A 25,085-nucleotide genomic window follows, 5' to 3' on the forward strand; every position below is an offset into this window, starting at 1 on the left:
CTGACCTGCATCACTCTCCTGGAAGGAAACACCGTGGCATCCGTCACCCTCGACTCAGTCTCCGTCCGCTTCCCGAGCGGCACCGTCGGCCTCGACAGCGTCGACCTCGCCGTGCGCGACGGGGAGTTCCTGGCGCTGGTCGGCCCGTCCGGGTCGGGCAAGACGACCCTTCTGCGCACCATCGCGGGGTTCCAAGCGCCCTCATCGGGGCGGGTGAGCATCGGCGAGCGGGTCGTGGCCGGCGGGGGATCCGTCGTGCCACCGGAGGCCAGGGAGCTCGGCATGGTGTTCCAGCAGCACGCCGTCTGGCCGCACTGGAACGTCGGCCGCAACGTCGACTACCCGCTGCGCCGCGCCCGTGTCGCGAAGCCCGAGCGCCGCCGGCGTGTCGATGAGGCGCTCGAGATGGTCGGCCTGGCCGGCTCTGCGAAGCGCAACCCGGCGACGCTGTCTGGTGGTCAGCGGCAGCGCGTCGCGATCGCCCGCGCGCTGATCGGGAGACCGCGGGTGCTGCTGCTCGACGAAGCCCTGTCGGCGCTCGACGAGCCGCTGCGCGACAGTCTCAGGCTCGAGCTGCACACGCTCACGCGGGAGCTCGGCCTGACGGTGGTGCATGTCACCCACGACCGCTCCGAGGCGCTGGCCCTCGCCGATCGCGTGGCGGTGCTCGACGGCGGGCGCATCCAGCAGCTCGGCACCCCGGAGGAGCTCGTGACGCGTCCCGCGTCGCCGTTCATCGCGAAGTTCCTGTCCGACGCGACGATCGTCGACGGCACGATCGTCGGTGCAGTTGACGGCGCAGTTGACGGTGCAATCGTCGGTGCAGTTGACGTGGCGGTCGGCGGCGCAATCGGCGTGGCGGTCGGCGGCGCAGTCGGCGGGGTGGTCGACACGGCGGGGTTCGCGGCGGATGCGCACCCGCTGCGCGTGGACTGGGCCCGTCTCGAGGGGTGCCAGCCGGGAAGCCTCGGTGCGGTGCAAGCGGCCATCCTCCCGAGCGACGTCGAGGTGGAGATCGTGGGCGGGGCTGGAACCGGGGCGGAGGGCGCGGACTCGTCGGACGTTCCAGACCGGTCGGCCCACGCCGTCGCGGCGGGCGATGTGCTGCGCGAAGGCGTCATCAGGCAGGCAGGCGAAGCAGGCCGGGCGAGCGAGGCGAACACCGCGGGTGATGCGACAGTCAGGTCGGCGCTCTTCACGCCGGAGGGCAGCGACCTCGTGCTCGACTGGGCCGGCCTGCGGTTGCGCGCGCGGACCCGCGGCGTCCGGCCGAGGGTCGGCGACAGCGTCACGGTCCGCGTCGCGAGGGCGCGGATCTACGCAGCCGGCCCTGGCGTTGATCCCGGGGCGGACGTTAGCGCTATGGCTGGAGCTAGTGCTGGGGCTGGCGTCAGCGCTGATGTCGGTGCTGAGGTCGGCGCACCCGCAGCTGCTGTCTCGGGTTCGGGAGTCCGCGCATCCGCGGCTGGCGCCGATGCATCCATCCCGTCGGCGACTCGCTCGGAGGCGACCGGGGCGACTGCTGGTTCGACCCCGGCTGACGCGCCGGAACTCGCAGTCGGCGCGTCCAACTCCTCGGGGTCGGCGGCATGACGCTCGCTCTGGTGCGGCACGGTCGCACCGCGTGGAACCTGGAGCGCAGGCTGCAGGGCCGCAGCGATATCGCCCTCGATGCGCACGGGGAGGCGCAGGCGGAGGCCGCGGGCCGGCTCCTCGCCCGCGCGCAGTGGGGCCGCGTGATCACCTCGCCGCTGGCCCGTGCGGCGCAGACGGCGGCGATCCTGGGCTCGCACCTGGGTGCCGCCGATCCTGTCGGCGACCCCGGCCTGCTCGAGCGAGACTTCGGTGAGGCCGAGGGGATGCGGGTGGCCGAGGCCGCAGAGCGATGGCCGTCTGGCGACTACCCGGGCTCGGAGACGGCACTTGAGCTGGGGAGGCGAGCTGGCAGCGCCCTCGCCGCCCTCCTCGAAGCACCCGGCACGGCTGTGGTCGTGAGTCATGGCGTCTTCCTGCGGGCGGGGATCGAAGCCGTCACGGGTGGCGTGTGCCCTCGCATCCTGAACGGGCAGGTGGTGCTGCTCGAGCCGGGCGCTGGTCGTCGGCCGACGGCGCGCTTCCTGGGGGAGTGAGGGGTGCCGGCTGGCTACAGTTGGTGCCGTGTCTCCCGCTTCCCGACCTGCCTCCTCCGCTGACCTCGCAGGCCAGCGCGTCCAGGTTCGGTACATCCGCCACGGGGAAGTCCGGGCGCGGGTCTCGACGATCGGCGCCGATGGGGATCGCGCGTTCGTGCTCGTCGCGGGCATCGGGGTCGCGTCGAACTACTACGAGAACCTCGCACCTGGGCTCGGGGAGTTCGGGCCGGTGCACGCCCTCGACCTGCCTGGTTTCGCGGGCGTCCCGTACCCGAAGCGGCCCATGAGCATCCAGCGCTACGCCGCTGTCGTCGGCACCGTCGTCGACGAGCTGGGGCTCGTCGACCCTGTCCTCGTCGGCCATTCGATGGGAACGCAGGTGGTGGCCGAGCTCGCCTCGCAGCGCCCCGAGCTGAGCACGCTGGTGCTCATCGGCCCCGTCACGAACCCCCGCGAGCGGTCGCTGTCGAAGCTGGCGTTCCGGTTCCTCGAATCGTCGGCGCACGAGCCGTTCCGCGTCGCGATGCTCGCCGTCGGCGCCTACCTGCTGTGCGGGTTCCGCTGGTTCTCCGCCGTGCTGCCTCGCATGATGCGGTACCGGATCGAGGATGTGCTGCCCCGCATCCAAGCGCACACGCTCGTCATCAGGGGCGAGCACGACTCGCTGGTGCCGCGGTCCTGGCTGCGCGAGATGGCCGGGCTGCTCCCTCGAGCATCCACGTGGGAGATCGAGGGCGCCGCGCACTCCGTCATGTACGACCACGCGAAGGGCGTCGCCGAGCTCTGCGTGGACCACGCGCGGGAGCCCTTCGACACGCGCAGCACGGAGGGTGCCGGTCAGGATCTCGCCGCCGACGCCGCGGCGGGCAAGCTCGTCCAGGTCGCCGACGAGGAAGCCCGCAACCGCAGGGTCCACGTCACGCCCCGACTGGTGCTGCAGGTGCTGCGCTCGCGGTGGAACGAGTTCTTCGCGAGTGCCGCCAACCGCCCGCAGGACATCGCCGAGGCGAAGACCGAGCACTTCCAAGCGCAGGTCGAAGCGTTTGGCGCTGCTGATGCTGATGCTGAAATCACCGAGGGAAGCCAACCGGACGCGCGACCGGGCGAGGGACGCGCCTGACCTCATCTCGCTGAGGGTGGCCAGCCGGTGAGCCGCCGGTCCGGGACCGCGCCGAACCCGACGTCAGAGCGTCCAGCGCTCACCGCCAGATGCTGACATCCGTCGTCTGACCTGGCGCCTGGCGTCGGCACCGGAGCCCGTCGCCCGACCTCGGTCGTCGGCCCAATGCACTGGCTCGTGCCCTGAGCTCTTAGCTCTTAGCTTTTAGCTTTTAGCTTTTAGCTTTTAGCTTTTAGCTTTTAGCTTTTAGCTCTTAGCTCTTAGCTCTCAGCTCTCAGCCTTTCGCCTGGGCCGGTCCGAGCACGGCGTCGAGGAGCCGCTGGATGCTGTCATCGCTCGATTCGGTGCGGCTCAGTGCGCGGAGGAGGAGCGCGCCGACGATGGCCTCGCCGATCTCCTCGAGCCGCGCATCCGCTGCCAGCTGGCCGTCGGCGATGGCGATCTCGAACCGTTCGGTGAGGGAGCGGCTCGCGCCGAGGCTCTCGTGCAGGCGCCTGCCGATGTCGGCGTTCTCGACGGATGCGGCGATCAGCGAGCGGACGAGCAGCTCGCCCTGCGGCTGTCCGAGGAGGGCGAGAACGGCGCTGAGCCAGGCTGTGAGGTCGTGGCGCAGCTCGCCCGAGTTCGGCACGGTGAAGCGGTTCGGGAAGAGCTGCCCCTGCAGGAGGCAGTCGGACACGAGGGCTCCCTTGGAGGGCCACCAGCGGTAGATGGTCTGCTTCGAGACGCCCGCCTCTGCGGCGACGCCCTCCATGGTGAGGCGTTCGTAGCCGCGCTCGGCGAACAGCTTCGAGGTGGCTTCGAGCACCGCGACCCTGGCGGCTTCGCTGCGCACTGGGCCCTGTCGGTGGCCAGAAGTGGCGCGCTCGTCGACGCCTGGGGCTTGCTCGGAGGCGTCTGGGGCTTGCTCGGAGGCGTCTGCGGCTTGCTCTGAGGCGTCTGCGGCTTGCTCTGGCATGCCCGCCATCATATTCACAAACTGCGTAGACGAGACGTTGCGTATGATCTAGGGCGGCGCTCCCTCAGGCGGACGGTTTGGGCTCGAGCGCCGCCACGAACGAGCGCGCACGATCTCGTGCGCCGAGAGGATGCTGATGGCCGAACTGCTGTACCGCCTGGGGAACTTCGCGACCCGCCGAGTGTGGGTCGTCGTGGGGGCCTGGTTGGTCATCCTGGGGCTCGCCGTGGGTGGGTTCCTGATCGGGTTCAAGGGCCTCACGTCGAGCTTCGATGTGCCAGGCACCGCATCCGGGGAGGTCATCTCGGATCTCGAGGAGCAGCTGCCTGACTTCGCGGGTGCGTCCGGCACCGTCGTCTATTCGACGGCGGACGGGTCGGCGCTCACGGATGCGCAGCGCGCGGAGATCAGCGCGGTCATCGCGGATCGCGGCGAGCTCGCCGACGTTGCGGACGTCATCGACCCGTTCTCGGCGACCGCCGAGCTCGAGGGGCAGGCGGCGCAGGTCGAGAGCGGTCGCACGCAGATCGCCGAGGGGCAGACGCAGCTTGACGCGGGTCAGGCGCAGCTCGACGCAGGGAAGGCTCAGCTGGATGCTGCGCAGGCGCAGCTCGATGCCGCGAGGCAGCAGCTTGAGGCGGCGGGCAACCCGGCGCCGCAGGTTGAGGCGCTCGCGGGGCAGCAGGCGCAGCTGGACGCGCAGGTGCAGGCGCTCGCCGAGCAGCAGGCGACGTTGGATGCGTCGCAGGCTGAGATCGACACGCAGCTGCAGCAGTTGGAGAACGGCGCGACGCTCGTGGAGCTGTCGGATGGCATCAGCCTCGTCTCGGAGGACGGGTCGACGGCGATCGTGAACGTGTCGTTCACGGAGCCGCGCCTGGAGCTGAGCGAGGAAGCCAAGCAGGGCGTCATCGAGTACTTCGAGGCGCACCCCGTCGACGGTGTCAACGTGGCCTTCTCGACGGACATCGCGCAGAGCGTGCCGCAGATCTTCGGCATCGGGGAGGCGGTTGGCCTCGTGTTCGCGGCCATCGTGCTGCTGGTGCTGCTGGGGTCGGCGCTGGCCGCATCCCTCCCCATTCTCACGGCGCTGGTGGGTGTCGCGATCGGCGTCGTCAGTGTGCTCGCGTTCTCCGGGGTCGTGCAGATGGCGTCGGTCACCCCGGTTCTCGGCATCATGCTGGGGCTCGCGGTGGGCATCGACTACTCGCTGTTCATCGTGAACCGGCACCGGAAGCAGCTCATGCAGGGCATGGAGGTGCGCGAGTCGATCGGGCTCGCGAACGGCACTGCCGGCAACGCGGTCGTGTTCGCCGGGGCGACGGTCATCGTCGCGCTGCTCGCCCTCAACGTCACTGGTATCCCGTTCCTCGGTCTCATGGGCACGGCCGGGGCGGTGTGCGTGCTCATCGCGGTGCTCATCGCCGTCACGCTGACGCCGGCGCTGCTCGGCAAGCTCGGGATGCGGGTGCTGAACAAGCGTCGGCGGGCGCACATCCGCAAGCTGCACGGCACGGGCGGCGGGGCTGGCGAGACCGGCGGCGCCGGGACTGGCAGCGTCGGGGTCGTCACCGGCCAGGTGCGTGCCGCGCACGCTGCACCGCTGAAGGCGATGCCGACGTGGCGGGCCATCGTCACGGTGTTCGCGGGAGTTGCGGTGCTGCTGACGGTCGCCATCCCCGCGCTGTCCATGAGGGTGGGGCTGCCGGATGGGTCGTCGGAGCCTGAGGAGTCGGCGTCGTATCAGGCGTTCACGATCACGGAGGAGCAGTTCGGGGCGGGCACGACTGGGCCGCTGCTCGTGACGGCGACGTTGCCGGAGGGGCTCGATGATGCGGGCGTGCTCGACAAGCAGGTGTTGGTCGCGGAGAAGCTCGCGTCGCTCGATGATGTGACGGCGGTCGCTCCGATCGGGGTGTCCGACAGCAAGACCCTCACGGCGTTCCAGGTGATTCCGGCGGAGGGGCCGAACAGCGTCTCCACGGAGCGGCTCGTGGGTGAGCTGCGTGCGCTGCCGGAGATCGAGGACGGCATCACGCTCGGCGTCGCGGGTCAGGCGGCGATCAATATCGATATCTCCGAGGGTCTCAACTCGGTGCTGCCGCTCTACATCGCCCTTGTGGTCGGCTTGTCGCTGCTGATCATGATCCTCGTGTTCCGGTCGATCCTCGTGCCGCTCATCGCGACGGGCGGGTTCATCCTGTCGCTGTTCGCGACCTACGGTGCCGTGGTTGCCGTCTTCCAGTGGGGCTGGTTCGCTGACCTCATCGGGCTGCACGCGACGGGCCCCATCCTGAGCTTCCTGCCGGTGATCCTCGTCGGCATCCTCTTCGGCCTGGCCATGGACTACCAGCTGTTCCTGGCGTCCGGGATGCGCGAAGCGTACGTGCACGGGGCGGAGGCGAGGGTCGCGGTCGTGCAGGGCTTCCGCGCCGGCCGGGCTGTCGTCATCGCGGCGGCGCTCATCATGGTGTCGGTGTTCGGCGGGTTCGTGTTCGCCGAGTCGACCATGATCCGTTCGATCGGGTTCGGGCTCGCGTTCGGTGTGCTGCTCGACGCGTTCATCGTGCGCATGCTCATCATGCCGTCGCTCATGCACCTCCTCGGCAAGTCAGCGTGGTGGCTGCCGAAGTGGCTCGACAAGATCATGCCGAACGTCGACGTCGAAGGGGCCGCGCTGGAGCGCAAGCACCCCGTGCACTGAGGCGCGGACGAGGCACAGCTGAATTGCGTCTGCGGCGAACCGCTGCCCCGAAAATCCGAGGCGGCGGTTCGTCGGAGTTACGCCTGCAGTCGTCGGTGCAACCGTGGATATGGTCGTCGGTGCAAACGAGGTCGAGGTCGAGGTCGTAGTCGTGGCGGGAACATCTGTGTTCCCGTTCCTGTTCCCCGACCTCGATCCCCAAACGCCGGCCAGGCCGGTCAGCGCTCGCGAAGGGCCTCGTCCATGTCGGCCGTTTCCACGGGTCCGCCTGGGCCGTATCTGAGGAGGACGGTGCCCTTCGGGGACGCGACGGGCGGCTCGAGCAGAGTCAGCCCGAGGGGTGGCCCGTCGCCGGGGAAGAGGCGCTTCCCGGCCCCCAGCACCACCGGATAGACCCACAGGTTCAGCACGTCGAAGAGGCCCTCACGCACGAGCGTCCGTGCGAAGTCGACGCTCCCGACCACGTGAATGCTGGAGTGCCGCTCCCGGAGCGCCGCCACGTCGGTCGCTAAGTCCGGCCCCACAAGGTGTGACGTCGCCCACGGGAGTTCTGGGTTGCCGCGCGACGCCACATACTTCGGGATGCCGTTGAACACCGACGCGATGCTGTCGGACGGACCGTCCGCGTATCGCGGCCAGTACGCCGCGAAGATCTCGTACGTCTTGCGGCCCAGCAGCAGCGCATCCATGCTCTGGATGCCCGCGTTCACCTGCTCGCCGTCCACCTCATCGATGAGCGGCGCCTGCCAACCCCCGAACCTGAACCCACCCTCCGGGTCCTCCTCCGGGCCGCCCGGAGCTTGCTGCACCCCGTCCAGCGTCGTGAAGAGATCGATGATGATCTGACCGGTCATGGCGTCTCCCTTGATCGCACTCATGAGCTTGCTGCTTGCTGCTTGTTGTTCTGTCTCGAGCTGCTGTTCTCGGAGCCTGTCTCGAGCTGCTGTTCTCGGAGCCGGAATCGCTTCCCCGACCGCTGCTGCTCCACCGCTGCTGCTGCTCCGGCTGCCATTACTCCTGACGCTCCGCGGTTGTCCGCGTCGAGGTGTCACGCGGCCGCTGACTGCCGCCACCCCTGCGACTCAATGTACGACCGCGAGACGCCCCGCCAACGGTGAACGGGGTGAGAATCCGCGAGCCTAGAAGGGCGGTGGATCGGGCGAGGATTCCGGGCCCTCCTGACCCACGCGATCTCCGGTTCCCACCTCGCCCTCTGGCGGGTTCCGCGCCAGGCCTCCAGGTTCGCCTTGTTGCACTGTTGGACGGAACTCTGGCTGCCGTGTCCGAGAGTCCGCCGCGTCGATGGCCGCCTTCTTCGCCGCGCGCTCCCGCCGGAACTCCTCCAGGAAACCGATCTTCGGGAAACGCTGACGACGATCCTCGTCGCCAGCGTCGCCAGCGTCGCCAGGGGCGCGGGAGGGGCCAGTGTCTCGGGAGGCATCAGTGTCGCCAGTGCCGTGAGGGTCGTGAGGGGCGCCAAGCTCGCCAGGGTTTGCAGTGCTTGCAGTATCGCCAGGCTCGCCAGGGCGCGGAGGGCGCGGCGGGTCGTCAGGGTTTGCGGGGATTTCGGGGTCTGCAGGGACGTCTGGCTCTCGCGGGGTTCTCGCGTCCGGTGGGTCGACCGTATGAGCATCCGCGGCGGGGAGGGGCGGCGGCAAAGTGGTGAGCCTCCCGAACTGCACCGGCTCGTCTCGGAAGAGGAGTCCGGTGGGTGAGCTCCATTCGTAGGTCCCATCCGTCAGCTGCTGCAGGGCCCAGTCACCGTGGTGCTTGCCCGTGTGGTCGCCCTTGCAGAGATGGCCGAGGTTGGGGAGACTCGTGGGTCCGCCTTCCTCCCAGGCCTTCGTGTGGTCGATCTCGCAGCGGTTCGCCGGCATCATGCAACCCACGAAGCGGCACCGACCGTCGCGAACGGCGAGCCGACGTCGCATCGCACTCGTCGGACGGTAGCTGTCGACCTCGACAAGCGTCCCCTTGATGGGGTCGGTGAAGATGCGCTCGAACTCGGGAGCGGCATTGATGAGACGGCGAACCTCCGCAGTCGGAACGGGGATGTAGCCGTCAAGAAGGGCCGGAGCTGAGGCCCCGCGCGGTGGCGGAGAGTCGGCAACGCCGGTCAAGTCTGGCGGTGCGCCCAGCGGGGCATCGCGGTGCGGTGGCGCCGCCGGAGCAAGGTACGTCTCGACGGGGACCACGAAGGCGATCTTCGCCTCGACGGGGTCGCGACCCTTCAACTCCTCCGGCGTCGCCCGGAGGAAACTGTCGCTCAGCACGTCCGCCCGCACCTCATCCAGCGAACGTGGCTCCGGCAGAGGGCCCTCGTTCGGGTCAGCTGCATCCGCACGCGTCTCCGCGCCCGCGCCCGCCGTCCCATCCTGGAGGTCGCCCGTAGACAGCTGGGAACCGGCCAGCTGCCCGGCCGGATCGCCGGCCTCGGCCTCGGCCTCGAGAGAGTCCGCAGCGTGACCGGAGTCCGCAGCGTGATCAGAGCCCGCAGCGTGACCGGAGTCCGCAGCGCGATCAGAGTCGGCACGCTCTTTGGCTGCCCGTCGCTCGGCGTCGCTGATGACGCGCGCCTGCCTCGTCGTGCGGTCGAACACAAGCCTGAGCTTCGCGTAGGAGTCGACGATCGAGAGCTCGCCGAGCCCGTCTTCGAGCTGCGCAAGCGTGACCCTCCGTGTGCGGCGGGCCCGCTCGAAGCGCTCATCCAGCGACTCCTCCGTCAGCTCCTCGGCAGCGCGCTCAGCAAGCGCCTTGACGCGGCCAGGAGTCGTCGACCCTGCCTTCTCGAGCACCACTCTGCAGAACTCCTCCCTGCGGCGCTCGAGTTCAACCGGATCGGGATGCGCGATGCGCAGGCCGGCGTCGACGATCACGAGCGCGTGCGCCCGGCTGATCGCTCCGGCCTCCAGCGCGCCCTGAACCGGCTCGAAGACCTTGGCGATCGCATACGCCCGACCGAGCTCGATCTGCACCGACCGCTGCGACCTTCCGGACACGGCCCCGATCTCGCCCGCAAGCGACCGAACCTCGAGCGCCGGGCTCGACGTGCCAGCGAGCTCATCGCCGCGGAGGCCCATCTCGAGCGCCTGAGCGTGGAGCTCGGCCTGCTCGCCGTGCAGCCTGTTGAGCTGCCGCTGGTTGTCGGCGAGCGCGGAGATCAGCAGGGCGCGGCGTGGGCCGGCCGCTCGGTCTTCGGCGTCTTGGCAGGCCCCGTCGACGACGGCGGGTTCGACGCCGAGTCGTGCCGCGAGGCGGTCGCGCACCTGACGGATCCTGACGGAACGGGTGGGCACCCCTTGCAGCGAAGCCTCGTCGCATGCCCCGTCGACGACGGCGAGTTCGACGCCGAGGCGAGCCTCGAGGCGGTCACGGACCTCACCCGTCGTCGCGGAACGACCGAGCGCCGCTGCCTGCGGTGCCTTGGTGTCGACGGGTTCGTTCTGCATGCCTGCATCGTCTCCCGGACCACCGACATTCTGCGTTTCGGGCGTCACTTCTTGGCCATAGGTGCCACATTTTCCGCGGGAATGGGCGACAGGCGAGTCGGCCCATCACCCGACGAACCCGATTCACAGGGGTATCGCTCGGAAGGGGCAGACAGTGGACCGCCGCGAGCGCACCGCGCCCGCGTGAGCTGAGCATTCATCCAAGCCTCCATCCGCGAGAGCCCAGCACCCACCCGCCTGAACACAGCATCCATTCCCGCGCCCCGGCTAGCGTGGCCGCATGACTTCACCACTCGCGGCCCCGACGCTCGAGATCCAGCGCACGCTGTGGGTGTGGTGCGGCGTCTACGTGTCGGCCTGGGTCAGCGGCCTGCTGGTCGGTGCCCCCGACGTCGCCCCCAGCGACAGCTCCGCCACCATCGCCGCGGCTTACGCCACCTCGCCGAGCGTGCTCGTCAACGCGGCCCTCGTGCACGGACTCGCCGCCGTCGCCCTCTACGGGATGTCGACCCTGCTCGGCAGCGAGCGGATGCGCAGCGCCACCCGCGGCGCGGGCCTGGCAACGCTTGTGCTCTCGCTCATCCAGCTGGCCGGCGAAGCGCTCCTCACGTTCGGGCTCGCATCCGACGGCGCAGCAGGCGTGATCGGGCTCGACTCCGGTCAGATCTGGGCGGCCATCCAGGTCGTCGATGGCGTGAAGATGCTGGCGCTCGCGGCCCTCGTGCTGATCGTACTGTTGGGCCAGAGCCGGCGCGTGCTCTGGGCGACGCTTGTCAGCGGTGCGACCGTCCTCGCGCTGCTCGTATCCGCCGCCGGCTACCTGACGCTGAGTGCACCCCTCATGGCCGCCGCCTACGTCGCGCTGCCGCTGCTCGTGATCTGGGCCGTCGTCGCCGCCCTTCGCTTCGGCACGCCGATCGCCGCGCCCGAGGCCGCGCCAGCCAGCTAACCACCCCGCGCGAGGCCGCGCCGGCCGTTCAACCGACCCGCCAGCCGTGCAGCCCAGCGAGCCGCCGCGACCCCGGACCCCGCCCGGACCCCGCCGGACCCCGCGCGACGCCCCTACGACCTGATCGCGTCGATCACGTTGCTGCGGGTCGCGATGACGGCGGGGATGAACCCTGCGAGCAGCCCGACACCGACACTGACGACGATGCCGAGCACCGCAGCATCCACCGGGAACGGCACCGAATCGGTGAGTCCGAGCCCACCCGTGATCGCCTCCTGGACAAGCGGATTCTGCAGCAGCACGATCGCGCATCCGATCCCCACGACGCCCGCGAGCAGCGTCCCCACGACGCTCTCCAGCAGGATCGAGAAGAACACGCGCCCCCCGGTTGCCCCGAACGAGCGACGGATGCCGATCTCCCGCACCCGCTGCTTGACCGTCACGATGGACAGGTTCACGAACCCGATCGTGCCGACCAGCAGCACGATGCCGCCGACGGCCGTCACCAGGATCTGCACCGCCAGGAACGGATCGTCGCCCCACGCCAGGTAGTCCATGCGCTGCGCTTCGACCGCCCCGCCGTCACCGAGCGCCGCCTTCAGGTCCCGAACGATCTGACTCGACAGCTGCTCGTGGTTCTCGAGGGGCAGCCACAGCTCGTACGTGGGGAACGTCGCGGAGTCGCCCTCCGAGCCAGCAGCCAACGGGTCGGTGAAGACTCCACTCATCATGCCGCCACCGCCCATCATCCCGCCGCCCGAGCTGGCGCCGAGCAGGTGCTGCGCGTCACTCAGAACGTAGAGCTGCTCCGGGTAGTCCGGGTAGATGTTCGCGGAGACACCGACCACGACGGCCGTGGTCGGCGCCGACCCTGCGACCTTGAGCGTCGGATGCTCAGCCATCGAGGGGTTGCCGAGCCGGTTCCACATGGTCTCGTTGATGACGACCGCTGGCGCGAGACGGTCGGCGTCGCTGGCCGTGAGCCAGGACCCGTCGAGCAGCTTCACCCGGTGCATCTCGCCGTACGCCGGATCGACGATCATCGACTCGACCTCGGCGACGCCGTCAAGGAACTGGATGCGCGTCGCCCCGTACCCGGACGTCGACTGGTAGGTGATCCCATACCGTTCGATGGCCGCGGCATACGCCGCCTCGTAGGCCTCCACCTTGTCGTCGGTGGCCTCGCTCGACACCATCAGCTGGTAGCTCGCGGGTCGGCCGCTCGAGCGCTCGGAGATCTCGATTGACGACTGCCGTGTGATCGACCCGAGCCCCGTGACGGCGACGATCGCGAACACGGCGATCCCGATGCCGACGAGTGCCAGCGTCACGCGCACCCGGTGCACCCGCAGCTCATCCCAGGCCTCGCTGAACGCGCCGGCAACCTGCGTCAACCAGCTCATGCGCTCGAGTCTTCCGCAAGAGTCGCTTCCGTCGCCCCGGCCCTCGCCCCGGCCGTTGCCCCGGCCCTCGCCCCGGCCGCGGACCGAGTGTTGGTCTCGGTCTCAGCTCTCAGTGAGGGAGCGGTCGAAGGCGCGTCGAGCTCCAGGTCCAGTTCCAGGTCTGTCGCCGTGCGCCCGTCCGAATGCAGGACCGTGCCCGGATGTGCGACGGCATCCCTACCCCCGTCAGCGCTCGACGGGACCAGCACGCCCGCGTCGAGCCGCAGCATCCGGTCGGCTCTCGCCGCGACACTCTCGTCGTGGGTGATGGTGACCAGCGCTGCCCCGGTCTCCTTCGAGATGTCGGCGAGCAGCGTCATGACGCGCGCGCCCGTCTCGACGTCGAGCGCCCCGGTGGGCTCATCGGCGAGGATCACCCTCGGCCGGCGCACGATGGCGCGCGCGATCGCGACGCGTTGCTGCTCGCCGCCGGAGAGGCGCGTGGGCAGCGAATCGAGGCGATGATCGAGGCCCACATCGGTGAGCGCCTCCCTGGCGAGCGCGTCTCGCCGCCAGAACGAGCGATCGCGGGCGTAGAGCAGCGGCATGGCGACGTTCTCCGTCGCCGTGCGCCCCTCGAGCAGATTGAACTGCTGGAACACGAAGCCGATCTGGGCCCCCCGCATCCGGTCACGCGCCCGCAGGCGCAGCGCCGCCGTCGGTTTGCCGTCGAAGAGCAGCTCGCCGCTCGTCGGTGCGTCCAGGAGCCCGAGGATGTTCAGCAGCGTCGACTTGCCCGACCCCGAACGGCCCACGATGGAGAGGTGCTCGCCCTCTTCGATCCGCAGGTTCACGCCGCGCAGGATGTGCAGCTCGCTGTCATCGGCGGCCCGCACCGACTTCGAGATGTCGCGGAGTTCGATGAACGCCACCTCAGCCGCCGAGCATTCCGCAGACCTCTGTGCCGCTCATCGGGTCGATGAAGCAGTCCTCCGGTGCCGCCTGGTCGGCGCCGGGCACGAACTCGAGCACGATGTCGGTCTCGGAGACGCCCTCAACGATCTGCACGAGGGTGCCGTCGGTGAGGCCCAGCTTCACGTCGCGTTCCTCGGTGGTGCCGTCGGCGCCTTGCACGAACACGACACCCGTCTCTGCCTGGCCCTTCACGGCCGTAATGGGGAGCGTGAGCACGTTCTCCGCCACCCCGCCGTGCAGCACGACGTTCGCCTCGAGGCCGGGGAAGACGGTCACCTCGGCAGGAACACGGCACGTGACGGTCGTCGTGTCCGTCGTCTCGGCCGCACCGGATGCGCCGGTCGGGTCCCCCGCGGCGCTGCTGCTCTTCGCCGCGGCACCCGACGCGATGCGAAGCTCGGTGCACGTGAACGGTGCAGGGCCGGCCGTGATCGTGACCTGCGCATCCGTCGGCGTCGTCGCGAGACGGTACAGCTGGGCAGGTGGGATCGTGCCCTTCACGACGAAGCTCGCCGGCGTGATCGCGACCGGCGCCTCTCCGACGGACACCTGCTGCTCAGCGATGAGGTTGAGCTTCGTGATCGTGCCCGACGTCGGGGCGACGATCTCGTTCCACTCGTACTCCGGCTCGGCGGCCGGCGCTGGCTGGGCCTCGCCGCTCGCATCCGGTGCCGTCGGGGCCACGGCGGGCGGCGTTTTCTCGTTGCGGATCGACGCGAGCACGTCGCCCGCCTCCACCCGCCCGCCCTGCGTCGCGTAGACGGCGTCGACCGTGCCCATCATGGGCACCTTCGCTTCAACGGCGGGCGACTCCTGCACGTTCGCGGTCAAGGTGACGTCGTTCGTGATGGTGCCGAGCACGGGGCTGATCATCGGCTCGACGACCTCACCGGTCGGCACGGCGGCGGACTCTTCCGGTGCGGAGCTGAAGAAGGCGATCTTGACGAGCGCGACGGCGATCACGGCCACCAGGAGGACCTTGATTCCCGGCCAGATCCAGGACTTCCATACGCGCACGCCGAGCTCCATTCTGTCCGCAGCGCAGGACCGCGACGACATCTGCGGGTTACGCCGGCCTGATGCGGAAGCCGACCCCGCGCACAAGGTAGCAGGGGCCGACGACACTGGGCGCGCCCATCCTGGACCCGGGTACTCGCCCCCTGCCACAATGAGACGTGACCACTTCAACCCCTGACCTCGGCCTCCTCCTCGACGTCGACGGCCCCATCGCGAGCCCAGTGACCCGCACCGTCGCGATCCAGAGCATCCTCGATGACCTCGTCACGCTCGCCGCCGCGGGCGTTCCCATCGCGTTCATCACGGGCCGCTCCGAGGAGTTCATCCGCGAGCGAGTCATCGAGCCGCTGTTCGAGAACGGGCTCGCCGACGCGCTGCAGCAGCCGGGCGCGCGCATGTTCGGCGTGTACGAGAAGGGTGGAACCTGGTCGGCGATTTCACCCGAAGGGATGAGCGAGCTCCACATCGACGAGTCGGTCGTGCCGCCCGCCGCCTACGTCGCCGCGATCCGCGAGCTGGGCGAGGGGGAGTTCAGCGACGTCCTCTTCTTCGACGAGACCAAGAAGGCCATGATCTCGGTCGAGCAGCGCACCGACGTCAGCTCGGCGGCCTACCTCGAACGGCAGAAGGCCTTCGACGACGCCGCGTTCGAGCTTGCCGCGCAGCAGGGCGTCGGCATGCGCCACGGCGACCGGGAGGCTCCGGATGCGCGGGGCCTCGTCCCGTTCCGCATCGACCCCACGATCATCTCGACCGATATCGAGTCGGTGAAGCTCGACAAGGATCACGGCGCCCGCCGCGCCCTCGCCGAGTTCAAGGCCGCCGGCCCGCTGCCGAAGCGGTGGCGCTCGGTCGGCGACTCGCGCAGCGACTACAAGATGGCCGACGAGCTGCACGCCAGCGGGTACGACGCCGCGCACGTCGACGTTCGCCCCGCCGACGGCATCCTCGAGAAGGACTATGAGGTCGTCACGTTCGGCGACCTCATCCACGACGATGCCGGCGCCGCGTTCCTCCGCGAATGCGTGCGCGAGCTCGGGCTGGAGGGGTAGCGCGGGCGCAGACCTGCGAGAAATGCAGGTTCGCTCCGCGGGGAACATGCATTTCCCGGAGGTCTGTGCCTGGACGTCGCGTGATGTGGCGTGGTTCTGCCAGGGTGAGCGGATGCGGAACTCGGAGAAGAGGACCAGTGCTCGGCGGGCGGCGGCAGTCATCGGCGCTGCTGTCGCGCTGCTGGTGGTGACCACCGTGCTGCTTGCGCCGTACGTCGGTGTCAGCGCCTGCTTCGGGTGGGGAGCCGATGCGTGTCAGGTCTCTTGGACGTCACCCGCCGGAGTGCCGACAAGCTACGCGCTGTGGGGCGGCGCGCAGCTCGGCATCATCGCCGGCGCCGTCCTGCTCCAGTTGCTCCTCCTGCGCACGGGCGCCACGCGGTCCCGCGCACGCTGACCCCAGGCTTGCGCGCCCAGCCTGATGCTCCCCGGCAGCGCAGGTCCGCTCTCCTCAGTCCAGCGTGATGCGCAGCGCCGCCGCGGCCTCGCGCGCCCGCTCCCGCGCTTCGTCGACGTCGGCGCCGCGCGCGAGCGCGACGGCGACCCGGCGCTTGCCCGCGACGTTGGGCTTCCCGAACAGCCGCACCTGTGACGTCGGGACGGCGAGCGCAGCATCCACACCCTCGATGGTCGGCACCCCGGTGCCCTCAGCGAGCACGGCGCAGGACGCGGCGGCCGGCTCCCCGGACCCCGCCCCGATGCGCAGCGGCTCCGACACGGGAAGGCCGAGGACCGCGCGGGCGTGCAGCGCGAACTCCGACACGTCCTGCGAGACGAGCGTCACGAGGCCCGTGTCATGCGGCCGCGGCGACACCTCGGAGAAGAGCACGTCATCACCGACGATGAACAGCTCGACCCCGAACAGCCCGTAACCGCCCAGGGCGTCCGTCACCGTCTTCGCCACGACTCTCGCCTTCTCGAGGGCGGCCTCGGGCAACGCCGCCGGCTGCCACGACTCGCGGTAGTCGCCGTCGACCTGCGTGTGCCCGACCGGCTCGCAGAACACCGTGCCACCGACGTGGCGCACCGTGAGCAGCGTGATCTCGGAGTCGAAGGGTACGAAACCCTCGACGATGACCCTGCCGCGGCCCGTGCGTCCGCCCTCCTGCGCGTACTCCCACGACGCCTGGATGTCATCCGGCTCGCGGATCACCGACTGTCCCTTCCCCGACGAGGACATGACGGGCTTCACGACGCACGGCAGACCGACGGCTTCGATGGCCGCCGCGAACTCCGCGAACGTGTCCGCGAAACGGTACGGCGACGTCGCGAGGTGGAGCTCCTCGGCGGCCAGCCTGCGGATGCCCTCGCGGTCCATCGTGAGCTGCGTCGCCCGCGCTGTCGGCACGACGCGGGTGAGCCCCTCCGCCTCGATCTCGGCGAGCACCTGCGTCGCGATCGCCTCCACCTCTGGGATCACGATGTCCGGATGCTCGAGCGCCAGCACGGCGCGCAGCGCCACCGGGTCGAGCATGTCGACGACGTGACTGCGGTGCGCGACCTGCATGGCGGGAGCGTTCGCGTACCGGTCGACCGCGATGACCTCGACGCCGAGGCGCTGCAGCTCGATCGCGACCTCCTTGCCGAGTTCGCCGGCGCCGAGCAGAAGCGCGCGCGTCGAAGCCGAGGTGAGCGGGGTGCCGAGGGTGCCATCCGTCATGCACGCATTCTCCCACCCCCGTGTTTCCGGAGGGCGCGTCGCGCTCCCCTCGCGCGCGAGGCGAGGGCCTAGCCGGCCGGGGAGGCGCTCTGCCAGGCGGCCCACAGGCGGGCGTATTCACCGCCACGGCGAACCAGTTCGTCGTGAGCACCCAGCTCGACGACCTTCCCGGCCCGGAGGACCACGATCCTGTCGGCGACGCGCGCCTGCGACAGGCGGTGCGCGACGACGACCGAGGTGCGGCCGCGGGTCGCGACCGTGAGTGCGGCATCGAGGCCGAGCGGGTCGTCGCCCCCGCCCTCCGCGGTCGCCTCATCGAGGACCAGGATCGCGGGGTCGCGCAGCAGCACCCGGGCGAGTGCGAGCTGCTGGGCGGCGGCGCCGTCGAGCGCGAGGCCGGATGCGCCCACCCGGGTCTCGAGGCCGTCTTCGAGCTCGAGCAGCCACTCCGCCCCGACCGCGCGCACTGCGTCCGCGAGCTGCTCACCGCTCGCCGCGGGCGCCCCGAAGCGCAGGTTCTCGGCGATCGTCGCTGCGAACACGTGGATCTCCTGCGTGACGAGCATCACGCTCGCGTCGCGGTCGCGGTCCGCCGCGGGCCGCCCATCCACGAGCACCGAGCCGCCCGTCGGGTCGAACGCCCCGACGATGAGCTGCGCGAGCGTGCTCTTGCCCGACCCGCTCTCGCCGACGAGCGCGACGCGCTCACCCGGCGCGACAGTCAGGGTGACGTCGGAGAGGTGCATGCGCTCGCCGTCGTAGCTGAACTCGACCGCGTCGACGGCAATGGCGGGCATCGCAGAAGGTGCCGACTGTGTCGCCGGCACAATTTCGACGCGGGGCGCAGGCGCCACGTCACCCCGGCCATCGCTCACGCGGTGCTGCCCCGCCCCGACGACCCCGACCAGCCGCGCGAGGCCGACACCGGCGAGCTGCAGCTCGTCGATGCTCGACAGCAGCGACCCGATGGGGCCGAAGAGCGCGAGGAAGTAGAGGGCGGCAGCGGTCGCGCCGCCGACCGAGACAGCACCCGCCTGCACGAGCCAGAAGCTGACGATCAGGATCGCCGCGACGCCCAGGTACTCGCCCGCGTTCAGGCGCCCGAAGAACGTCGTGCGGATGCGCGCCGCCTCGTACTGGAGGTCGATCGAGCGGAGGCTGCGCGCATCCACCTCGGCGAGCTGGTGCGCTTGGCGGCGGTGGGCGCGGATCGTGTCGGCCCCGCTGACGCCCTCGATGATGACCTGTCCGCGCTCGGCCTCGGCGACCCGCATCTCCGCGTACACGGGGCGGGACCGACGGATGAAGGACCGCGTCGCGAGCACCTGAACGGGCACGGCCACCAGTGCGGCGAGCCCGAGCCACGGGTTGATCGCGGCGATGCCAGCCAGCGACAGCACGATCATGAACGACGACTGCGTGACCGCCGGCAGCACACCCGAGGCGGCCTCGGTCACGGACTCGACGTCGCCGGTCACGCGCGACACGATGTCCGACGAGTCGGAGCTCTCGGCCTGGCTCGCGCGCATCCCGAGCACGACGCCCATGGCGTCCTCGCGGAGGGAGCTCACCAGCTCCTGCACCAGAGCGACGAGCAGGCGGATGCCCGCGTAGGCGAGGAGCGCGGAGACCGCGGTGACCAGGAGCAGCAGCACGCCCGGTGTGACGAGCGCGGCCACGCCGGCGCCTCCCGTGACGAGGTCGACGAGCCAGCCCAGGAGACGCGGAACGAGCAGCGTGGACGAGGACCCGCCGAGGAGCAGCAGCACGATGGCTGCGATCCTGGTCCGGGATGCGCGCAGCAGAGCGGCGACGGCGCGCGCCGTTTCGCGGCCCGTCGCGACGGGCAGGAGGGCAGGCGCAGGCGCGGGCGCGGGCGCGGGCGCGGGTTGGGGCGCGGCGGGGAGGTCCGGCGAGTCGGGCCCGGCGGGCATTTCGCGCGTTTCGTTCGGCGTGGTCGGGTTCAGCGGCGTCATCGGCGTGCCAGCTCCTCGTCGGCGATGGGCGGAGAGTCGGATGCGGTGCCCGCTGCGCAGCCCGCGGCGACACCAACCTCGACGACCCGGTCGCAGGCCGCGAGCAGCAGTGGGCTGCGGGTGACGAGCAGTGTGGTGACCGGATGCGTGCGGAGCGACTCAGCGACGCGCGCCTCGGTCGCCGGGTCGAGGGCGGAGGCGGGCTCGTCGAGCACCAGCACGCGAGCGTCACTCGCGAAGGCGCGCGCGAGCAGGACGCGCTGGCGCTGCCCGCCCGAGAGGCGACGGCCGCGTTCGCCGAGCTGCCGGTCCCATCCGAGCGCGGAGACCTCCGTGAGTGCCGCCCGTTCGGCAGCCGTTTCCCGGCACGTGTCGGAGTTCGTCGGACGCCTGCCCGCCACCCCCGTCGCGAGAGTCCCCGTCCCCGTCCCTCGCTCCGCCGCTTCTGCCACTTCCTCCGCTTCAAGAAGGAGGTTCTCCTCGAGCGTCGCCGAGAAGACGATGGCGTCGTGGGGTGGCGCGAAGACGAGGCGCCGGTAGGCGTCGGGGCCGATCGTGCGGGCATCCAGGCCAGCGACCGTCACCTCGCCCGCCTCGAGCGGGACCCGGAACGCGAGCATGGCCGCGAGGGCCCGCGCCGACGCCGGCGTCGAGGGCCTGATGCCGACGAGCGAGCCCGGGGCCACGTCGATGAGGCTCCCGTCCGGTGCCCGCCAGGAGAACGACGCGGGGGAGTCGGCGCTCGCGCGCACCGCATCCACGAGCCCCGCGCCGCCGGAGTGCGTGTCCTCGATCGGCACGGAGTGCTCCTCGCCGAGCACTGCGACGACTCGGAGCGCCGAGGCCCGCTTGTGCAGCCAGTTGGAGGCGAAGGTGCCCACGTGCGCGAGCGAGCCCTGCAAGTACTGGCCGAGCCCGACGACGGCGACGAGCTCGCCGAGCGTGATCCGCCCCAGCGAGGCGAGTGCCGCCGCCGAGAACGCCAGGACCGCCAGGAACGCACCGGACGCGACACCGCTGACCGCGAGGTACCGCTGGATGCCGCGGTTCGCGGCGATCGCGCCGGTCTTCGCCTCCGCGCTCGCGTCCAGGTAGCGGCGCGTGGCCTCCGGCTGAGCGCGGATGCCGCGGATGATGCGGAGCCCGGCGACGAGGTCAGTCGCGACGTCGCTGGCGGCGCTCGCCGATGCCTGCTCTCGGGCACCTCTCGCTTCGATCGGCTTGGACGCTGCGTGCATGCCCACGAGGATCAGCAGCGACGCGACGAGCACCCCGATGCCGAGCGGCACCGAGATGGCGAGCAGCGCGGCGGACGATACGAGGATCGCCGCCGCGCTCGCCCCCTGCTGCACAACCGACCACGAGACGCCCGCGACTCGGTAGCTGTCGGAGGTCGTGATCTGCAGCAGCTCACCCGGGCTGCGGCGACTCGTGACCCCGTTGGGGTGCAGGACCCGCGTCAGCAGTGACCGCCGGAGCTCCAGCTCGCCGTGCCCGTAGATGCGCACCATGAGCCTCGCCGCCCACCGGTAGGAGAAGGAGAGGACGAGGAAGTTCGCGAGCAGCACGCCGAGCCACAACGCGAGCTGGGCGGCGTCGTCGGTGGCGATGGCGCGATCGATGATGACGCCGACGAGGACCGGCACCAGGGCCTCGGCAGCTTCATGGACGACGTAGCCGAGCGTCGCGAGCGTGAGCCGCCAGCTGCGTCCCGACGCGAACAGCGCGTCTCGCATGACGGATGCGGGGGTCGGGGCCTTGGGGTTCTCACGGGGCATCTGACGATAGTAAGGTTCACCTAAGTCCAGCTAGCGATACGTCCGGCCAACTTCTGTTGCGTTCCGGACAACCAGGAGATCCACCGTGTTCCAGGCGCTCGAATTCAGCCAAGGGCCTGCGACCGTCGAGGTCAGGCCCGTTGGCATCCCCGCACCGTTCCTCCTCACGACGGCCGTGCTCACCGGCCCGAACCTCGGGGGCCGGGAGCCGCACGTGCATCCCGAGGGCATGATCATGTGGCCGTCGCGCGGCAGTGTCGTGGTGCTCGTCGAAGGCGCCCTGCGCACGCTCGCCGTCGGGCAGGGCATCTGGGTGCCGTCCTTCACGCCGCACACGATGGAGGTCGACGCCTCGTCGACCGGTTGCTGCACCTACTTCACGAGCGACGTCGCCCCGGACTGGCCCTCGGTCGGCACCGTGCAGCTGGGCGCCGCCTTCCGCGAGCTGCTGCTGCACCTCGCAGAGTCGCCCATGCAGACCGACCAGCGCCTGCGGGCGCAGACGGTCGTCATCGAACTGCTGCCAGAGGCGACGAGCTACGTCGAGACGGTTCCCGTCCCCCGCGACGAGCGCCTCGCCCCGCTCGTGCGCCGCGTGCTGAACGACCCAGCTGACGATCGTGGCGTCGAGGCGTGGGCGTGGCAGCTGTCGCTGAGCGTCCGAACGATCGCCCGCATCTTCGCGGCCGAGGTCGGCATGACCTTCTCGCACTGGCGCACCATGGTGCGCATGGCCGCGGCCGCGCGGATGCTCGCCGACGACGTCCCCGTCGGCACCGTCGCGGGCCGCGTCGGGTACGCCACGACGAGCGCGTTCAGCGCCGCCTTCCGTCGCGCCATGGGGTCGAAGCCCAGCGACTGGCGGCCGTAGCAGCCCGACCAGCAAGGATCAGGCGTCAGGCATCGGCTGTCATTCGTCGGCGTCAGGCGCGCTGCGCTCGGGGCCAGGCAGGAAGTGCATCTGCTCGAAGCGCCCGTACTTCACGACGAGCGCCTCGACGAGGTCGCGCTGGTCCTCGTCGTCGATGCGGATCTGGGTGTGCCCGTTGTAGAGCAGCAGGTCATGGGCGTTGGAGAAGATGAGCCGCTCCCAGCGGCTCGACCAGAGTCGTCGCCCGCGCTCGTCGAACGCGACGATGTCGTCGTCGGTGAGGGTCATCATGGCGACGCCGTCGCTGCCACGCACGATCAGGCCGACCGGGAGCTCGGTCTTCTCGTACTCCTCGAAGTACACGTTGAAGCCCACGAGGGCGAGCGGATACACCGAGCGCAGCTCCCGAGAGACGCGGGAGACACGCATCTGCCGCACCTCCGGGATCTTCTCGGCGGCACAGACCGAAGGGGTGTCCCCGCCGGCATCTGCGCCCAAGGGGGCGGTGTCGGCAGTGGCCTCGGCGTCTTCCGCCTCGCTGCGGCCGCTGTTGTCGGCACTGTCCACGACTGGCTTCGGCGCGACCGGTTCCGACGCCACCGGAACGGCGACGATGCTGCCGGGGGTGTGGCTCTCGCGCCAGAGCTCCCAGAGACGCTGCTCGCTTGCCGGGAACGAACCCGTGGAGGTCGCGTAGGGCTGGTCCTTGCCGATGACGCGGTGCGTGTACTGCCAGACCGGCAGGCGGCGCGGACGGGGGCGGATGCTGAGGTCGCCGTACACCACGATCGTCGCGATCGCGATCACGGCGAGCACGAAGATGACGAGCAGCCCCCCGACCAGCTCACCTTGATTCACTCTCGAAGCGTAGCGCGGCGCGCGGGCGGCCCGCCGCCAGACGCGGTGGCAGGAATGCGACGCCGAGTGACCGCGGAGCGATACGCCACCTCCGTAGGCTCGGTGTGTTCTGAGGTAACCCTTACTTCTAGCGTCTGCACTCTGTCGAATGGAGCCACCTTGACCTCGACTGTCCCCCGCCGCTCGTCCGCCCCGCCCCGACCTTCGACGCACCGTTCCGCACGCCGTCGCTGGACCGGGGCTCTCGCCGCCACCACCGTCGGGGTGCTCGCGCTCGCGGGATGCGCATCCGGTGACACCGCGGCAGCCGACGGAGTGATGGCGACGCCAGCGGAGGAGGGCGCCCTGCCCGTGACGATGACCCACGCCTTCGGCGAAACGACGATCACGGAGGCCCCCGAGCGCGTCGTGACCGTCGGCTGGGCGACGCAGGATGTCGTCGCCGCCTTCGGCACTGTCCCCGTCGGGATCCCCGAGACCTGGGGTGGCGATGAAGCGGGCTACTCGCCGTGGTTCCGCGCCGAGGTCGAAGAGCTCGGCGGCACGATGCCCGAGATCCTCAACTACAGCGACGCCGGGGACCTCGACTTCGAGCAGGTGCTCGCCCTCGAACCCGATGTCATCCTCGCCCCGCACTCCGGCCTCACCGAGGTCGAGTACGACCGCCTCACCGAGATCGCCCCCACCGTCGCGTACCCCGAGAAGCCGTGGGCTTCCGAGTCGTGGCAGTCGCTCGTCGAGATCGTCGGCGACAGCCTCGGGCAGCCCGCGAAAGCCGACGAGATCATTGCGGAGACCCAGGGTCAGCTCGACACCGTGAAGGAGGAGAACCCCAAGTTCGCGGACACGACCTTCGCGTACGGCCTCACCCTCAGCGACGGTGGGACGGAAGCCGGTATCTACATTCCGACCGACCTGCGCGTGCAGTTCCTCACCGACCTCGGCCTGCAGAACACGCCAGCCATGGACACCGTTCTCGGCACCGTCGAGGGCGACAACTGGTACGGCGCCGTCAGCCTCGAAGAGCTCGACACCATCCCCGCCGACCTCTTCGTCGCCTGGTCCAACAGCCCGGAAGAGCTCGAGTACACGCTGAACCACCCCACGTTCAAGCTGTGGGAGCCCATCGCCACCGGCCACTACCTGTTCCTCGAGAGCGAGCCGCTCGCCATGGCCACCAACGCGCCGACGCCCCTCTCCATCCCGTGGGCCCTCGACGAATTCGTCCCCATGCTCAACTCGGCGATCGACGGCAACGGAGTAGGCGGCGCAGAATGACCTCCCTCGACACAACCGGAACCGGGGCGAGCGACTACGTCGAGCGCATCCACCGTGCGGTCGTGACGGGCGTGAAGCAGCTCGGACCCGGGATGATCCGCGTCACGCTCGGCGGCGACGACCTGCGCGACTACCCCACGACGGGCGTCGGCGACGAGTACGTGCGCCTCTTCTTCCCGGACGAGGCGCACCTCGAACCTCGCCTGCCGTTCGTCTCCGGCCGCGGCTGGGACTACGAAGAGGGCGTCGAGCCATCGCAGATGCGCACCTACACGATCCGCGACCACCGTCCGGGCGAGGTCGACATCGACTTCGTCGTCCACGAGGGCGGCATCGCGAGCACGTGGGTGCTCGGAGCGAAGCCGGGGTACGTGCTCGGCATCAACCCGCCGCGCGACCTCTACGTGCTGCCGGCGGGCGTGACGAAGCAGATGCTCATCTGCGACGAGCCCGCCCTCCCAGCGGCCCTGCGGGTGGCGGAGCTGACGCCGGACGTGGAGACGGAGATCGTCTGCGAGATCCGGGATGCGGGCTACGAGCTGTTCCCGTCCACAGACCTCAAGGCCGCGAACTGGGTGCGCGGTTCCGGCAATGGGCACCGCCCGAGCCGCCTGGTCGAGACCGTCAAGCGCCTCGACATCCCGAACGACGGCAGCGTCTACGTGTGGGTGGCCGGTGAGACCCGCGTCACGCGCGAGGTGCGCAGCCACCTGCGTCACACGCTTGGCCTGCCCGTCTCCGCGTACAAGGTCGTCGGCTACTGGACCTACGAGGTCGAGGCCTGGTCGGCGAAGTGGGAGGCGCTCGACGAGTCCGTCAGGCAGCAGATCATGGACCTCTACGCTGAGCCGGAAGACGGCGAGCAGGTCGACGAGGAGGCCCGCATCGACGAGGTCTTCCGCATCTACGCCTCGGTCGGGCTCTAA

General features: G+C 70.2%; 20 protein-coding genes. 10 read left to right on the forward strand and 10 right to left on the reverse strand.

Annotated elements, in window-relative coordinates:
• Positions 1 to 33: 33 nt before the first annotated feature.
• From C5C17_RS18885 to C5C17_RS03060, 3 genes are read left to right on the forward strand one after another with little or no spacing between them, the layout of a single operon-like run.
• A complete protein-coding gene (locus C5C17_RS18885; protein ID WP_258065852.1) occupies positions 34 to 1,593 on the forward strand; it encodes an ABC transporter ATP-binding protein in 1,560 nt (519 codons plus the stop codon).
• Positions 1,590 to 2,129, forward strand: coding sequence for a histidine phosphatase family protein (locus C5C17_RS03055; protein ID WP_104251918.1), 540 nt, complete (start codon positions 1,590 to 1,592; stop codon positions 2,127 to 2,129). Before C5C17_RS18885 ends, C5C17_RS03055 begins: the two co-directional genes overlap by 4 nt.
• Before the next feature lie 28 nt (positions 2,130 to 2,157).
• Positions 2,158 to 3,252, forward strand: a complete 1,095-nt coding sequence (locus C5C17_RS03060; RefSeq protein WP_258065853.1) for an alpha/beta fold hydrolase — start codon at positions 2,158 to 2,160, stop codon at positions 3,250 to 3,252.
• Between the two features lie 274 nt (positions 3,253 to 3,526).
• On the opposite strand, the gene C5C17_RS03065 is transcribed toward C5C17_RS03060, so the two are convergent.
• Complete coding sequence (locus C5C17_RS03065; RefSeq protein WP_104252274.1) at positions 3,527 to 4,210, reverse strand: TetR/AcrR family transcriptional regulator; 684 nt, start codon at positions 4,208 to 4,210, stop codon at positions 3,527 to 3,529.
• Positions 4,211 to 4,346: 136 nt separating this feature from the next.
• Here C5C17_RS03065 and C5C17_RS03070 point away from each other — a divergent pair, with 136 nt between their 5' ends.
• Positions 4,347 to 6,914 carry an MMPL family transporter gene (locus tag C5C17_RS03070; RefSeq protein WP_104251919.1) on the forward strand — a complete coding sequence of 856 codons (2,568 nt, stop codon included), beginning with the start codon at positions 4,347 to 4,349 and terminating at the stop codon, positions 6,912 to 6,914.
• Between the two features lie 218 nt (positions 6,915 to 7,132).
• Here C5C17_RS03070 and C5C17_RS03075 read toward each other — a convergent pair whose 3' ends face one another.
• A complete protein-coding gene (locus C5C17_RS03075; RefSeq protein ID WP_258065854.1) occupies positions 7,133 to 7,792 on the reverse strand; it encodes a dihydrofolate reductase family protein in 660 nt (219 codons plus the stop codon).
• Positions 7,793 to 8,053: 261 nt separating this feature from the next.
• Complete coding sequence (locus C5C17_RS18320; RefSeq protein WP_146079058.1) at positions 8,054 to 10,363, reverse strand: HNH endonuclease signature motif containing protein; 2,310 nt, start codon at positions 10,361 to 10,363, stop codon at positions 8,054 to 8,056.
• A 280-nt stretch (positions 10,364 to 10,643) separates the two neighbouring features.
• Between C5C17_RS18320 and C5C17_RS03090 the strand changes: the two genes are divergently transcribed.
• Positions 10,644 to 11,312 carry a hypothetical protein gene (locus tag C5C17_RS03090; RefSeq protein WP_104251921.1) on the forward strand — a complete coding sequence of 223 codons (669 nt, stop codon included), beginning with the start codon at positions 10,644 to 10,646 and terminating at the stop codon, positions 11,310 to 11,312.
• Positions 11,313 to 11,425: 113 nt separating this feature from the next.
• Here C5C17_RS03090 and C5C17_RS03095 read toward each other — a convergent pair whose 3' ends face one another.
• From C5C17_RS03095 to C5C17_RS03105, 3 genes are read right to left on the reverse strand one after another with little or no spacing between them, the layout of a single operon-like run.
• Positions 11,426 to 12,715: an ABC transporter permease gene (locus tag C5C17_RS03095; protein WP_104251922.1), complete on the reverse strand. Its 1,290-nt coding sequence runs from the start codon at positions 12,713 to 12,715 to the stop codon at positions 11,426 to 11,428.
• The gene (locus C5C17_RS03100) at positions 12,712 to 13,626 is read right to left on the reverse strand and encodes an ABC transporter ATP-binding protein (protein WP_104251923.1); all 915 of its coding nucleotides are present in this window, start codon (positions 13,624 to 13,626) and stop codon (positions 12,712 to 12,714) included. The genes C5C17_RS03095 and C5C17_RS03100 overlap by 4 nt, the downstream gene beginning before the upstream one ends.
• Position 13,627: 1 nt before the next feature.
• On the reverse strand, positions 13,628 to 14,686 hold the full coding sequence (locus C5C17_RS03105; protein WP_181028459.1) for a hypothetical protein: 1,059 nt from the start codon (positions 14,684 to 14,686) through the stop codon (positions 13,628 to 13,630).
• A gap of 158 nt (positions 14,687 to 14,844) precedes the next feature.
• On the opposite strand from C5C17_RS03105, the gene C5C17_RS03110 reads away from it, so the two are divergent.
• Together C5C17_RS03110 and C5C17_RS03115 are read left to right on the forward strand one after the other, a co-directional pair.
• The gene (locus C5C17_RS03110) at positions 14,845 to 15,738 is read left to right on the forward strand and encodes a hypothetical protein (protein WP_104251925.1); all 894 of its coding nucleotides are present in this window, start codon (positions 14,845 to 14,847) and stop codon (positions 15,736 to 15,738) included.
• A 112-nt stretch (positions 15,739 to 15,850) separates the two neighbouring features.
• Positions 15,851 to 16,135, forward strand: coding sequence for a hypothetical protein (locus C5C17_RS03115; protein WP_146079060.1), 285 nt, complete (start codon positions 15,851 to 15,853; stop codon positions 16,133 to 16,135).
• A gap of 54 nt (positions 16,136 to 16,189) precedes the next feature.
• On the opposite strand, the gene purT is transcribed toward C5C17_RS03115, so the two are convergent.
• From purT to C5C17_RS03130, 3 genes are all read right to left on the reverse strand, one after another.
• A complete protein-coding gene (gene purT / locus C5C17_RS03120) occupies positions 16,190 to 17,398 on the reverse strand; it encodes a formate-dependent phosphoribosylglycinamide formyltransferase (RefSeq protein ID WP_104251927.1) in 1,209 nt (402 codons plus the stop codon).
• Between the two features lie 68 nt (positions 17,399 to 17,466).
• Entirely contained in the window at positions 17,467 to 19,374 is a 1,908-nt protein-coding gene (locus C5C17_RS03125; RefSeq protein ID WP_104251928.1) for an ABC transporter ATP-binding protein, read from the reverse strand.
• Positions 19,371 to 21,152 carry an ABC transporter ATP-binding protein gene (locus tag C5C17_RS03130; RefSeq protein WP_146079061.1) on the reverse strand — a complete coding sequence of 594 codons (1,782 nt, stop codon included), beginning with the start codon at positions 21,150 to 21,152 and terminating at the stop codon, positions 19,371 to 19,373. The genes C5C17_RS03125 and C5C17_RS03130 overlap by 4 nt, the downstream gene beginning before the upstream one ends.
• Positions 21,153 to 21,237: 85 nt before the next feature.
• Between C5C17_RS03130 and C5C17_RS03135 the strand changes: the two genes are divergently transcribed.
• Positions 21,238 to 22,023 carry an AraC family transcriptional regulator gene (locus tag C5C17_RS03135; RefSeq protein WP_104251929.1) on the forward strand — a complete coding sequence of 262 codons (786 nt, stop codon included), beginning with the start codon at positions 21,238 to 21,240 and terminating at the stop codon, positions 22,021 to 22,023.
• A gap of 39 nt (positions 22,024 to 22,062) precedes the next feature.
• On the opposite strand, the gene C5C17_RS18490 is transcribed toward C5C17_RS03135, so the two are convergent.
• Positions 22,063 to 22,881, reverse strand: a complete 819-nt coding sequence (locus C5C17_RS18490; RefSeq protein WP_181028460.1) for a hypothetical protein — start codon at positions 22,879 to 22,881, stop codon at positions 22,063 to 22,065.
• A 159-nt stretch (positions 22,882 to 23,040) separates the two neighbouring features.
• On the opposite strand from C5C17_RS18490, the gene C5C17_RS18495 reads away from it, so the two are divergent.
• Both C5C17_RS18495 and C5C17_RS03145 read left to right on the forward strand, forming a co-directional pair.
• Complete coding sequence (locus C5C17_RS18495; RefSeq protein WP_181028461.1) at positions 23,041 to 24,159, forward strand: ABC transporter substrate-binding protein; 1,119 nt, start codon at positions 23,041 to 23,043, stop codon at positions 24,157 to 24,159.
• Positions 24,156 to 25,085, forward strand: coding sequence for a siderophore-interacting protein (locus C5C17_RS03145; RefSeq protein ID WP_104251931.1), 930 nt, complete (start codon positions 24,156 to 24,158; stop codon positions 25,083 to 25,085). Before C5C17_RS18495 ends, C5C17_RS03145 begins: the two co-directional genes overlap by 4 nt.

The organism is Pseudoclavibacter sp. RFBA6, assembly GCF_002931575.1.
In the GTDB taxonomy this organism is placed as follows: Bacteria; Actinomycetota; Actinomycetes; order Actinomycetales; family Microbacteriaceae; genus Pseudoclavibacter; species Pseudoclavibacter terrae.